The sequence below is a fragment of the Coprococcus comes ATCC 27758 genome, assembly GCF_025149785.1.
GTDB classification, from domain to species: Bacteria; Bacillota; Clostridia; order Lachnospirales; family Lachnospiraceae; genus Allocoprococcus; species Allocoprococcus comes.
The window spans coordinates 1,009,014-1,021,639 of sequence record NZ_CP102277.1; the positions used below are offsets into that span (position 1 = coordinate 1,009,014).

At 42.9% G+C, this 12,626-nt stretch carries 12 protein-coding genes and 1 other annotated feature; of the genes, 11 read left to right on the plus strand and 1 reads right to left on the minus strand.

Going from position 1 to position 12,626, the window contains the following annotated elements:
* Window positions 1-11: 11 nt before the first annotated feature.
* The 6 genes from NQ556_RS05015 to NQ556_RS05040 all read left to right on the plus strand — a co-directional run bounded on the left by NQ556_RS05015 (window position 12) and on the right by NQ556_RS05040 (window position 7,404).
* The gene (locus tag NQ556_RS05015) at window positions 12-953 is read left to right on the plus strand and encodes a TIGR03943 family putative permease subunit (RefSeq protein ID WP_008369798.1); all 942 of its coding nucleotides are present in this window, start codon (window positions 12-14) and stop codon (window positions 951-953) included.
* The gene (gene recQ, locus NQ556_RS05020; RefSeq protein WP_008369797.1) at window positions 946-2,781 is read left to right on the plus strand and encodes a DNA helicase RecQ; all 1,836 of its coding nucleotides are present in this window, start codon (window positions 946-948) and stop codon (window positions 2,779-2,781) included. Before NQ556_RS05015 ends, recQ begins: the two co-directional genes overlap by 8 nt.
* On the plus strand, window positions 2,772-3,314 hold the full coding sequence (locus NQ556_RS05025; protein ID WP_008369795.1) for a M48 family metallopeptidase: 543 nt from the start codon (window positions 2,772-2,774) through the stop codon (window positions 3,312-3,314). Before recQ ends, NQ556_RS05025 begins: the two co-directional genes overlap by 10 nt.
* Before the next feature lie 87 nt (window positions 3,315-3,401).
* Window positions 3,402-3,639: a binding site (T-box leader), on the plus strand.
* 118 nt (window positions 3,640-3,757) lie between these two features.
* The gene (gene leuS, locus NQ556_RS05030; RefSeq protein ID WP_008369791.1) at window positions 3,758-6,184 is read left to right on the plus strand and encodes a leucine--tRNA ligase; all 2,427 of its coding nucleotides are present in this window, start codon (window positions 3,758-3,760) and stop codon (window positions 6,182-6,184) included.
* Between the two features lie 400 nt (window positions 6,185-6,584).
* Window positions 6,585-6,878: a hypothetical protein gene (locus NQ556_RS05035; RefSeq protein WP_008369789.1), complete on the plus strand. Its 294-nt coding sequence runs from the start codon at window positions 6,585-6,587 to the stop codon at window positions 6,876-6,878.
* A gap of 1 nt (window position 6,879) precedes the next feature.
* Window positions 6,880-7,404, plus strand: coding sequence for a 2'-5' RNA ligase family protein (locus NQ556_RS05040; protein ID WP_008369786.1), 525 nt, complete (start codon window positions 6,880-6,882; stop codon window positions 7,402-7,404).
* A gap of 81 nt (window positions 7,405-7,485) precedes the next feature.
* Here NQ556_RS05040 and NQ556_RS05045 read toward each other — a convergent pair whose 3' ends face one another.
* A complete protein-coding gene (locus NQ556_RS05045) occupies window positions 7,486-8,874 on the minus strand; it encodes an MATE family efflux transporter (protein WP_008369784.1) in 1,389 nt (462 codons plus the stop codon).
* A 180-nt stretch (window positions 8,875-9,054) separates the two neighbouring features.
* Here NQ556_RS05045 and NQ556_RS05050 point away from each other — a divergent pair, with 180 nt between their 5' ends.
* From NQ556_RS05050 to NQ556_RS05070, 5 genes are all read left to right on the plus strand, one after another.
* Window positions 9,055-9,843, plus strand: a complete 789-nt coding sequence (locus NQ556_RS05050) for an SseB family protein (protein ID WP_008369783.1) — start codon at window positions 9,055-9,057, stop codon at window positions 9,841-9,843.
* A gap of 39 nt (window positions 9,844-9,882) precedes the next feature.
* Window positions 9,883-10,149, plus strand: a complete 267-nt coding sequence (locus NQ556_RS16655) for an RpiB/LacA/LacB family sugar-phosphate isomerase (RefSeq protein WP_416387060.1) — start codon at window positions 9,883-9,885, stop codon at window positions 10,147-10,149.
* Between the two features lie 164 nt (window positions 10,150-10,313).
* The gene (locus tag NQ556_RS05060) at window positions 10,314-11,000 is read left to right on the plus strand and encodes a TVP38/TMEM64 family protein (RefSeq protein ID WP_044998741.1); all 687 of its coding nucleotides are present in this window, start codon (window positions 10,314-10,316) and stop codon (window positions 10,998-11,000) included.
* Between the two features lie 12 nt (window positions 11,001-11,012).
* A complete protein-coding gene (locus NQ556_RS05065; protein ID WP_008369779.1) occupies window positions 11,013-11,717 on the plus strand; it encodes a TVP38/TMEM64 family protein in 705 nt (234 codons plus the stop codon).
* A 140-nt stretch (window positions 11,718-11,857) separates the two neighbouring features.
* A complete protein-coding gene (locus NQ556_RS05070; RefSeq protein ID WP_227119682.1) occupies window positions 11,858-12,556 on the plus strand; it encodes a site-2 protease family protein in 699 nt (232 codons plus the stop codon).
* Window positions 12,557-12,626: the final 70 nt, after the last annotated feature.

Sequence of the window (12,626 nt, forward strand, 5' to 3'; positions counted from 1 at the left end):
AGCAAGCGGCGATGACAACACCGGTATATATCTGTACAGGATTTCTGGACAGTGGAAAAACAACATTTATCAAGGACACACTGATGAAGCAGGAATGGATCGAAGAAGGTCCGACATTGCTTTTGCAGTGTGAAGAGGGAGAGGAAGAGTACTCGGAAAAATATCTGGATGAGAACGGACTGTTCCTCTTCAATATAGAAGAAAGAGAAAAGTTAAATAAAACTTTCTTTGAAAACTGTGAGAAGATCTATCATCCGGTCCAGGTGATCATTGAGTACAATGGAACCTGGGATCTCCAGGAAATCCTGGATGAAGATTTTCCACGTAACTGGGAGATTCAGGGTGTGTACTCAACGGTTAGCGGTGAGACGCTGGACATGTACCTGAAGAATATGCGGAATATGCTGATGAACCAGCTTACAGAATCTGAGTTGATCATCATCAACCGTTGTGGGGAAAATACAGACCGAAGTGCGTTCAGACGTGCCCTTAAGATCCAGAACCCACAGGCACAGCTGATCTTTGAAGGCGTGGATGGCAATATTATCCCGCAGACAGAAGAGGATCTGCCATATGATCTGAAAGCAGACCATATCTTCATTGATGATGTGGACTTTGGTACCTGGTATGTGGATGCATATGAGCATCCGGAGCGCTACGAGCACAAGAAGATCACCTTCCTTGCACAGCTTTTCCGTCCGAAGGGAATGCCGGCAAATATGCTGATTCCGGGAAGACAGATCATGACCTGCTGCGCAGATGATATCCGTTTCTATGGATATCCATGTAATCTTGGAAGGGCAGCGCAGATTACACAGAGAAGCTGGAAAAAAGTAACCGTCAAGTTCGAGTACGAAGCGTACCGTCCGATGGTTCCAAAGCAGCCGGTTCTTTATATGCTGGAGATGGAATCCGCAGAAAAACCGGAAGAAGAGGTAGTATATCTTGGATAAATTTCAAGTATTAAAGCAATTTTTTGGCTATGACGGATTCCGACCGGGACAGGAGAAACTGATCGATGCGATCCTGTCCGGCCGGGATGTACTCGGCATACTGCCAACGGGAGCCGGAAAGTCCATCTGTTTTCAGATTCCGGCGCTGATGATGGGAGGTATTACACTTGTGATATCTCCCCTTATTTCTCTTATGAAGGATCAGGTGGCATCCCTCAACCAGGCAGGGGTTCATGCAGCCTATCTGAACAGTTCCCTGACTATGGGGCAGTACCGGAAGGCACTTGCTTTTGCAAAAGAAGGAAGATATAAGATTATCTATGTGGCACCGGAGCGGCTGGAAACTGCAGAGTTTATGGATTTTGCTATGAGCGTGGATATTTCTATGATCGCAGTCGATGAAGCACACTGTGTTTCCCAGTGGGGACAGGATTTCCGGCCAAGTTATTTAAAGATCACAGAGTTTGTAGAGTATCTTCCAAAGCGGCCGGTTGTGAGTGCATTTACTGCAACAGCGACGAAAGAAGTAAGAGAGGATATGATCGATATCCTGATGCTGGAGGATCCGGAAGTAGTAATGACAGGTTACGACAGACCGAATCTGTTCCTTGCGGTACAGTTCCCAAAGAATAAATATGCCGCACTCAAAGCATTTATTGAGGAGCATCCGGATCAATGCGGGATCGTCTACTGCCTGACCAGAAAGCAGGTGGAGGAAAATTGCGCACTCCTGGAAATGGATGGGTTTTCCGTGACCAGGTATCATGCGGGACTGACAGACCAGGAGCGGCGTGATAATCAGGATGATTTCATTTATGACCGGAAGCAGATCATGGTGGCGACGAATGCATTCGGGATGGGAATTGATAAATCCAATGTCCGCTTTGTCGTACATTACAATATGCCGAAGAATTTGGAATCCTATTATCAGGAAGTGGGACGCTGCGCCCGAGACGGTGAGCCGGGGGAGTGCCTGCTTTTATATAGCGGACAGGATGTGATCACAAACCAGATGTTCATTGAGAACAACCGCGACAATCAGGAACTGGATGAACTGACGCGCCGGATCGTGATAGAGCGGGATCAGGAGCGCTTGAAAAAGATGACTTATTATTGTTTTACAAAGGAATGTCTGCGTGATTATATTCTGCGGTATTTTGGGGAATACGGAAGCAATTACTGTGGGAACTGTTCAAACTGTAAGACGCAGTTTGATACCGTGGATATGACGGCAGAGGCAAGGATACTTGCCATGTGTGTAAAAGAAAGTCATCAGCGTTATGGAATTAATGTGATTCTGGATACGGTGCATGGAGCAAATAATGCGAAGATCCGGCAGTATGGCATGGGTGCCAGTCCGGCTTACGGGGTACTTTCTAAGACGCCATCGTGGAAGCTCAGGCAGATATTCAACCAGCTTCTGGCAGAAGGATATCTGAAGACCACGCCGGATTCTTATATGATTGTGAAGCTGACTGAAAAGTCGGAAGCACTGATTGCAGGGCAGGAGACATTTACAATGAAGATGGCAAAAGAACCGGAGAAAGAGGCGAAGACAACACCGAAGAAAAAAGTGAAGAAAACGGCCGGACTGGTTCTGAATAAAGAGCAGGAAGAGTCTTTTGAAATCCTGCGCGCTCTGCGGGCAGAGATAGCGAGAGAAGAAAAAGTTCCGCCTTATATTGTATTTTCCGATAAGACCCTTGTGCAGATGTGTATCGAAAAACCGACAAATAAGAATGCTATGCTGAAAGTTTCCGGTGTGGGAGAGTTCAAGTTTGAAAAATATGGAGAACGCTTTCTGGAGGTGATCCGGTCGTGGACATAGAATATCATCTGATCCGGTCAGACAGGCGCAGTATTGGAATCGAAGTTGACCGGGAAGGAAAGGTGACGGTCCGTGCACCCTATTCCTGTGAGAAAAAGCGGATTGACCGGTTTCTTCTGGAAAAAGAGAACTGGATCCGACAGAAGGTAAAGCTTCAGAAGGAAAATGCAATGAAGCGGCAGGAAAAGAGAGAGATGCCGGAAGCAGAAAAGAAATATTACCGGAATCTTGCAAGAGAAGTATTAGGTGCAAGGACCGGATACTATGCCCGGAAAATGGGTGTGACCTATGGGCGTATTTCCATCCGGGAGCAGAAGACCAGGTGGGGAAGCTGCAGCAGCGTAGGGAATCTCAATTACAACTGGAAGCTGGTGTTGATGCCGCCGGGAGTTCTGGATTATGTTGTGGTGCATGAGCTGGCACATCGTAGAGAAATGAATCATTCCGCTGCATTCTGGAAGGTCGTGGCGACGTGGATGCCGGACTATAAAAAATATAGAAAATGGCTGAGAGATAACGGAAATCAATTTTAAATGGTAAAAATAATCAAGAATTCGTAAAAAACAATCAAGAATCTCTTGACGGAACTTGTATTTATTTTTATAATAACAAGGTATATGAAAAAAACAAGGATAAGGATCAGTAAAAGATTAGAGTCTGTACAGAGAACTGCCGGGCGGTGCAAGGCAGCAGATCAGATCTTTGAACTCGCCTTTGAGTTCTTCTGCTGAACGGTTTTCAGATAGGCAGAAGCGGGAATTCCCGTTATAGAATCACAAGTGCGCTGCACCGTAAGTTATGTTACCGGGATGCGGCGAAGAAGAGTGGTACCACGGAATTTAATCTTTCGTCTCTTTGAATTTATCAAAAGAGGCGAAAGATTTTTATTTAACAGGAAATCCTGATGAAATTTCCTATTAAATGAAAGGTTAAGACACTTTTTTTCATACTGAAACAATACCAGGAGGAAAGAAAAATGGCAGTACCTTACAATCATAAGGCAATCGAAAAGAAATGGAAAGAAAAATGGGCTGAGAATCCGGTTAATCCGAAAGTGGATGAAAACGGCAACCCGAAAAAGAAATATTATTGTCTGGACATGTTCCCGTATCCGTCAGGAAACGGTCTTCATGTAGGACACTGGAGAGGCTATGTTATCTCCGATGTGTGGAGCCGTTACAAACTGCTTCAGGGATATTACATCATTCATCCGATGGGATGGGATGCATTCGGCCTTCCGGCTGAAAACTATGCGATCAAGATGGGAACTCATCCTGCAAAATCGACAGCAGCAAACATCGCGAATATCAAACGTCAGATCAATGAGATCTCAGCGCTTTATGACTGGGATATGGAAGTTAATACAACAGATCCTGATTTCTACAAATGGACACAGTGGATCTTTGTAAAGATGTTCAAAGAAGGACTTGCATACGAAAAAGAATTCCCGATCAACTGGTGCCCGTCTTGTAAGACAGGTCTTGCAAACGAAGAGGTTGTAGGCGGAAAATGCGAACGCTGCGGTGCTGAAGTTACAAAGAAGAACCTTCGTCAGTGGATGCTGCGTATCACAAAATATGCAGACCGTCTGTTAAATGACCTGGATAAGCTTGACTGGCCGGAAAAAGTTAAAAAGATGCAGACAGACTGGATCGGTAAATCTTACGGTGCAGAAGTAGATTTCCCGGTTGAAGGAAGAGAAGATAAGATCACTGTATACACAACAAGACCAGATACGCTTCATGGAGCAACCTTCATGGTACTTGCACCGGAACATAAGCTTGCAGCAGAGCTTGCAACACCGGAACACAAAGAAGAAGTAGAAAAATATATCTTCGATTCTTCTATGAAGTCTAATGTAGACCGTCTGCAGGACAAAGAAAAAACAGGTGTATTTACAGGAACTTACGCGATCAACCCTCTGAACGGAGCAAAGGTACCGATCTGGCTTTCTGATTATGTACTGGCTGATTATGGTACAGGAGCCATCATGTGTGTACCGGCTCATGACGACCGTGACTTTGAATTTGCAACCAAGTTCAACATCCCAATCATCCAGGTTATTGCAAAAGATGGTAAAGAAATCGAAAATATGACAGAAGCTTACACAGAGGCTTCCGGAACGATGATCAATTCCGGAGAATGGAATGGCATGGAAAGCTCTGTCCTTAAGAAAGAAGCTCCACATATCATCGAAGAAAGAGGAATCGGACGTGCAACTGTAAACTACAAGCTGCGTGACTGGGTATTCTCCCGTCAGAGATACTGGGGAGAACCAATTCCGATCGTACATTGTCCGGAATGTGGCGCTGTACCGGTACCGGAGGATCAGCTTCCGCTGAGACTGCCGGATGTAGAATCTTATGAACCGACAGGAACAGGAGAATCTCCACTTGCGGGAATCGATGAGTGGGTAAATACAACCTGTCCTGTTTGTGGAAAACCGGCAAAACGTGAGACAAATACCATGCCGCAGTGGGCTGGATCTTCATGGTATTTCCTGCGTTATGTAGATAATCACAACAACGAAGAACTTGTATCCAGAGAAAAAGCAGATGCAATGCTTCCGGTAGATATGTATATCGGTGGTGTAGAACATGCAGTACTTCACCTTCTGTATTCAAGATTCTATACTAAATTCCTTTGCGATATCGGTGTGATCGATTTTGATGAGCCGTTTATCAAACTGTTCAACCAGGGAATGATCACAGGTAAGAATGGTATCAAGATGAGTAAGTCAAAAGGAAATGTCGTGTCTCCGGATGATCTTGTAAGAGATTATGGATGCGATTCTTTAAGAATGTATGAACTCTTCGTAGGACCACCGGAACTGGATGCAGAGTGGGATGACAGAGGAATCGATGGTGTATACCGTTTCCTTAAGAAACTCTGGAATCTGCTTATGGATAGCAAGGATAAAGATATCAAACCAACCAAAGAAATGATCAAAGTACGTCATAAACTGGTTTATGATATCACAACCCGTCTGGAAAGCTTCAGCCTGAATACCGTTATTTCTGCATTCATGGAGCATACAAATACACTGGTTGCGATCGCTAAGAAGGAAGGCGGAGTAGACAGAGATACTCTGGATACCCTTGCTGTATTACTGGCACCATTTGCACCACATATGGCAGAAGAAATCTGGGAAGAACTTGGCAACAAAGAAAGCGTATTCCGTGCCGGATGGCCAAAATACGATACAGAAGCCATGAAAGATGATGAAATCGAAATTCCGGTACAGATCAATGGAAAAACAAGAGCAGTCATCAAAATTTCCGCAGAGACTACAAAAGAAGAAGCAATCGCTGCCGGAAAAGAAGCAATCGCAGATAAACTTACAGGAAATATCGTAAAAGAAATCTACGTTCCGAAGAAGATCATAAACATTGTGCAAAAATAGGCAGTGCAAATAAGGAAAGCCGAGGTCAAATCCTGCTAGCAGGAATTTGACCTCGGCTTGAGTTATTTATAGGGCGTACGCCCGTCAATCGAACGAACTATGTTCGTGAGATTGTGCACTGCCGTAAATTTGCGACAAAAGTAATCCATTCAAGGCGTACGCCCGTCAATCGAACGAACTTGTTCGTAAGATTGGAGCACTGCCGTAATTCTGCGACAAAGTAAATCATTCAAGTATAAGTCCGTCAATTTTCCGGTAATCCTTTACGGATTCCAAAAGTGGATGCAGGGAAAAAGGGAATACAGCTGATCAACCGGAATATGGTCAGAAATATTTCATTTGATAACAAATAAAAATATGCTATACTGTTCTTGAACTTTGAGTAAGGAGGAACAAACAGATGGGAAATGTACACAGTATAGACGTAGAAGAGGATCAGTTTGCATACCGTTATGATACGCAGCTTTTGATTGACAGAAGAGATGAAGATCTGGATGAAGATGAGATTGCAGAATATATATCCGAACATTTTGAAGGAAACTGTCTGATCGCGGTAGGAGATGAAGATCTGATCAAAATTCATTTCCATACAAACGAGCCATGGAAGATTATGGAATATTGTAATAGTATTGGCGAGATTTACGATATCGTAGTGGAAGATATGATCCGGCAGTCAGCTGGGCTAAAAGGATAGTATGTACCTGATATCACTTTATTTTGACGAAGGGACAAACAAGAAGATCCAGTTATATATGGAACAGATTGCGCAAAGAACGGGCAATATGGCGATGATTAACGGAAAGGTTCCGCCACATATTACCTTGTCGGCATTTGATATGGCAGAAGAAGAGAAAGCAATCGCCGGCTTTACGGCAATGGAACAGGAATTTGAAAAAGGACAGATTTTCTGGTGCTCGGTAGGGATGTTTCTGCCACATACAATTTATTTGTCACCGGTTTTAAATGCATATCTGCAAAAGCTGTCAGAGTCTGTTTTCTCAAAGATCAGATATCTGGAGGGGGTACGGATCCAGAGCAGATACCAGCCGTTTTCCTGGTTTCCGCATACAACACTGGGAAAAAGACTGAACCAGGCGGAAATGCGGGAGGCATTTGTTGTGATGCAGAACCAGTTTGCACCGTTTACAGGTGAAGCGGTTGAGATTGGGCTTGCGAGGACGAATCCATACAGGGATTTATGTAAGATAAAGTTAAAATAAAAAGAAGATTTTCGCGGATCTGAATCGACACGTGAAAATCTTCTTTTTCACTATCAGAGGAACTATCCGAGCACAGTTCTACTAAAGCTTTCCCTCTGGAACCCTGGAAATGATCGTCCGGTTGATCCGTACCAGGAAGAAGGAGGATACCATAAGTGAAATGACCTCCGCAATCGGGAACGACCACCACACTACATGAAGACCGCCAAGCTTTGCAAGGATATATGCGGCAGGAATCAGTACAAATAACTGACGCATAATGGAGACGATCATACTGAAAAATGCTTTTCCAAGAGCCTGAAATACTGTTCCTGATACAATACAGAACCATGCGATCAGATAGTGGATTCCGATGATCCGCAGGGCAGGAACTCCGATGGTGAGCATCTCGTCCGATGCATTGAACATACCCAAAAGTATCTGTGGGATTCCTTCAAAGCAGAGGAATCCGATGAAGGTGAGGCAGAAGGCAACCAGCATACTGAGCTTGATCGTCTTGAGCATACGTTTTCTCTGACCGGCACCATAATTGTAGGCAATGATCGGAGTAATCCCATTGTTGAGACCGAATACCGGCATGAAGAAGAAACTCTGTAGCTTAAAGTAAACGCCGAATACAGCAGTTGCGGTTGATGAAAACTCGATCAGGATGCGGTTCATGCAGTAAGTCATAACCGATCCGATGGACTGCATAATAATCGTTGGAATTCCAACTGCATAAATGGTGCCGATAATATGGAAATCGAGTCTGAATCCATGAAACTTCAGTTTTACATCATGATTGTACCGGTGGTTACAAAATCCGGCGACAAGTGCGGCAACGCATTGTCCGATCACGGTTGCAACAGCAGCTCCGGTCACACCCATTTTCGGAGCTCCGAGAAGTCCGAAGATCAAGATTGGATCAAGAATGATGTTAGTGATTGCCCCTGTCAGCTGGGAAGTCATACTGAAGATGGTTCTTCCGGTTGAAGTAAGAAGACGCTCAAAGAAGACCTGTGCAAGCAGCCCGAAAGAAAAAATCATGACGGTGCTTAAGTATTCAATTCCGAGTTCCATGATCTCCTGGTCAGCATTTCCAATCTGACTTGCGTAAAAAGGACGGACGATCGTAAAGCCAAGAATGAAAAATACGAGATAGCTGAAAAAATATAAAATGGCAGCGTTGCTTGCAGTTGCATTTGCTTTTTTGAAATTTTTCTCTCCAAGTGATTTGGAAAGGAGTGCATTCATGCCGACACCGGTTCCGGTTCCAACTGCAATAAGCAGTGTCTGGAGTGGAAAGGCAAGTGAAACGGCGGTCAGTGCATTTTCCGATAATTTAGCGACAAAAATACTGTCTACAATGTTGTACAAAGCCTGTACCAGCATAGAAATCATCATAGGCAGAGACATATTAAATAATAGTTTTCCGATGGGCATGGTACCCATTTTGTTTTCTGCAGGTGCAGATGTATTTTCCTGATTCATTTTCTCATTCCTTTCTGTTCTGATAAAAGAGTAAAAATATTGTAAAAACAGCCACTAAACACATATGATATAGGAAAATACGAAGATAATCAAGTGGAATAAGGGAGTATAAATTGACTTCTTTCGGACAGACGGGTATAATTCTTGTTATATGGAGAAATAGGAAAGGGATATACTAGAATGAGTAATACAAATCAGAAAATCGAAACTTTAAATAAACTGCGTACTGTAGAGGCAATTTATGTACTGATGTCATCCTGTACAAGAATGCCATATGTGGTCTGCGACCCGGAGACATTTGATGATGAGATCCTTCTTTATTACACAGAAGCGGAAGCGAAAGAAGAGGCTATGAAGCTTCAGAAGGAGGGAAATCCAATGCAGCTTGTCAAGGTGGATGAAAATTCCCGCCTGTCATTTTTTACCGGGTTGTTTCCAATGGGAGTCAACTGTATTCTGGTGGACAAAGGTTTGGACGGACAGATTACTGTGCAGCTTGACGAATTGATCACGAGACCGAAGGATGAAGAACTGCCAGAAGGAAAAATACGTGTAGAGAATCCGGAACTGGTGCTGACTGCAGCGTATTTTATGCAACAGATGAGAAAGCCGGATAAACCGGAGATGACGGATGAGTTAAAAGAACTGAACGAAGAAATGCTTGCCCATTATCAGGAGGGGCGTTATATTGTGACTGTTCAGGAGGACAAAGGAATTCCGATTCTGAAACAGAAAGATGGGAAAGTGTATCAGCCAATCTTTACGGATGTCCAGGAAGTTAAGAAATTCCAGAACCTGAACAAGGGTGTGACTTTGAAAACCGCTGTTGTAGAAGGAAGTAAGATTCCGGAAATTCTTTCACCGGAAGCATTTGGCGTTGCAGTCAATCCGTTTGGGGTGAACCTGCAGTTGCAGATAAACAGAAAACCGGCGAAAACGAAAGAAAACAAAAACAAAACACAAGAATAATCGAAAATAAAAAAGAAAAAATGAAAAATTGCAAGAGGAATCCTGATCTGCGGAACAGGTATCGGGGTAAGCATTGCTGCCAACAAAGTTCCGGGAGCTTATGCAGCACTGGTTAACAATGTATATCAGGCTCAGAGAGCACAGCTCAGTAATAATGCCAACATTATCACACTTGGTGCACAGGTTACAGGAATTGAGCTCGCAAAATGCCTCGTAAAAGAGTACTTAAGCGTAACTTTCGATCCGGAATCCCGTTCTATGCCAAAGGTGGCAAGAATTACAGAATACGAAAAAGAAGGTAAATAATCTGAGTTATTCAGAAAGCGTAAAGGGCAGTCCATCAAGGGCTGCTTTTTGCTATAGAAAAACACGATAAGGATATACAATTATAGTATAAATGTATTTGAGATAGAAGGGAAAATGTGATAACATTAGATAGCAAAATTCAAAAAGGGGAAAAGGAAAAAGAGATGAAAAACAAGAAGCTATGGATATTTGGGGGAATCATCCTTTTGATTGTGATCCTGAATCATATTTTTGACTGGTCTTCTTACATAAGTACTACAGAAAATCTTGAATTTATGAAGCGGATAGTGCAGAATAATCTTCCTCTGGCAATTCTATTGTATATGGTATTGACAGTTGTAGGGTGTGTGGTGCTTGCGCTTCCGGGAGTGACGTTTGCGATACTGGCAGGACTTCTCTTTGGACCAGTAATCGGTACGATTTGTTGTTCTATGGCAACAACGATCGGGGCGGTTCTTGCATTTATTGCAGGACGTTTTTTCTTGAAAGACAGTATTGGACCAGTGGTTGCAAAAAACCGTATCTTGAAAAAATGGTTGTTTGACGATACTGGCTGTAATGAATTATTTGTTCTTATGATTACACGTCTGGTTCCGGTATTTCCATTTAATCTGCAGAATTTTGCGTATGGTATTACAGATATCCGTTTTAGTACGTATGCAATTGGTTCGTTGATATTTATGCTACCTGGTACAGCGATGTATACGGTTGGTATAGCAGGTCTTGCGGATAAGGAGAATAGGTTGCTTTATATTGGAATAGCAGTAGTGCTGGCAGTTGTAGTCACGATAATCGGGATGATCCTGAAAAAGCGTTACCTGAAAGATGACCTGGAAGAAAATAAGGAATAAGGAGTAAAAAGTATGGAAAAAAAGAAAAATATTTGGGTGGGGAAAATAGTAGTGATTGTTTTGATTATTGTATCAATCGGAAGTTATTATGTATTTCCGTCCGTAAAACATGTGATGAATCAGGTATTTAAGATGTTTGCTAGTGGAGACTTTGCAGTGGTCAGAGACTTTGTAGCATCTTATGGGGCATATGCGGCATTGATTTCATTTTTGCTTATGATTTTTCAGTCGATTGCAGCGCCTCTTCCGGCATTTCTGATTACATTTGCAAATGCGAATCTTTTTGGATGGTGGCAGGGAGCTATTCTGTCATGGAGCAGTGCGATGGCAGGAGCAGCGGTATGCTTTTTCATTGCAAGAATACTTGGACGTGATGTGGCAGAAAAGCTTACGAGTAAAGCTGGAATGCAGCAGATAGATACATTTTTTAAAAAATATGGAAAGAATACAGTTCTGATCTGTCGTTTGCTTCCGTTTGTTTCGTTTGATATTGTAAGTTATGCAGCAGGACTTACTTCGATGTCGTTTATATCTTTTTTTGTGGCAACTGGTGTAGGACAGCTTCCGGCAACGATTGTATATTCTTATGTTGGAGGAATGCTGACAGGAGGAGCGAAGTTTCTGGTGACAGGACTGCTGATCCTGTTTGCTCTGTCGGCACTGATTTTTATGGGGAGAAAGATCTACATGGACAGACAGAATAAAAAAGCAAAATAAATGGTATAAAAAAGTCATTATCTATGGATGGAATAATGACTTTTTCTGTACAATCTTTAGAAAAAATTTACACAATCTTTCTTGAATCCCATTTCATCAGGTACTATAATGGACGTTATTAAGGAAATTTGGAGGATGCTATGCTGTTTCAAAATACAGGACTGACCAGGGCGATGTATCAGTTTTTTCAGACACTCATTTACGTTGCCCCTGCCACACTATTTGCTGTTTCGCTGCATGAATTTGCACATGGATATGTGTCATATAAACTCGGGGATATGACACCAAAATATGACGGAAGACTGACCTTGAATCCATTTAAGCATCTGGATGTGTGGGGAACGTTATGTCTGCTTGTCTTTCATGTGGGATGGGCGAAGCCGGTAAGGATCAATACCAGGAATTATAAGAATAAAAAAAGAGATACGATCCTTGTGGCAGCAGCGGGAGTAGTCATGAATTTCCTGCTTGCGTTTGTCTGTATGATTCTACACGGGCTTTTGTATAAGTACGGATCGAGTGGGTTGATTTTGAATTATCTTTATGTGCTTACTTATTATGGAGCAGTGCTGAATATTGGACTTGGTGTGTTCAATCTGATTCCGATTCCGCCCCTTGACGGATCGAATATTCTTGCTGAGATCTTTCCGAGGGTAGCAGAGTTTTACTGGAAGATCCGACCGTATAGTATGTGGATTCTGCTTCTGTTACTTGGAACAGGAATTCTGGATGTGCCGATCAGTCTGCTGAATTCTGCAGTAATCAATGGAATGTGGAGTTTTGTGAAAGCAATTCTGAGAGTTGGATTTGTGACGACCGGTGGAGGAACGGTGATTTAAGAGAAAGGTGAAAAAGAGCCGGGAAACGGTGTAAGTGAAAATAGAAAATTGCGTATAGGAAAATGCAGGT

Coding starts and splice junctions, on each gene's coding strand:
- NQ556_RS05050 (WP_008369783.1), top strand. CDS start 9,055: ATGAGTAATACAAATCAGAAAATCGAAACTTTAAATAAACTGCGTACT.
- leuS (WP_008369791.1), top strand. CDS start 3,758: ATGGCAGTACCTTACAATCATAAGGCAATCGAAAAGAAATGGAAAGAA.
- NQ556_RS05040 (WP_008369786.1), top strand. CDS start 6,880: ATGTACCTGATATCACTTTATTTTGACGAAGGGACAAACAAGAAGATC.
- NQ556_RS05065 (WP_008369779.1), top strand. CDS start 11,013: ATGGAAAAAAAGAAAAATATTTGGGTGGGGAAAATAGTAGTGATTGTT.
- NQ556_RS05045 (WP_008369784.1), bottom strand. CDS start 8,874: ATGAATCAGGAAAATACATCTGCACCTGCAGAAAACAAAATGGGTACC.
- NQ556_RS05070 (WP_227119682.1), top strand. CDS start 11,858: ATGCTGTTTCAAAATACAGGACTGACCAGGGCGATGTATCAGTTTTTT.
- NQ556_RS05015 (WP_008369798.1), top strand. CDS start 12: ATGACAACACCGGTATATATCTGTACAGGATTTCTGGACAGTGGAAAA.
- NQ556_RS05035 (WP_008369789.1), top strand. CDS start 6,585: ATGGGAAATGTACACAGTATAGACGTAGAAGAGGATCAGTTTGCATAC.
- NQ556_RS05060 (WP_044998741.1), top strand. CDS start 10,314: ATGAAAAACAAGAAGCTATGGATATTTGGGGGAATCATCCTTTTGATT.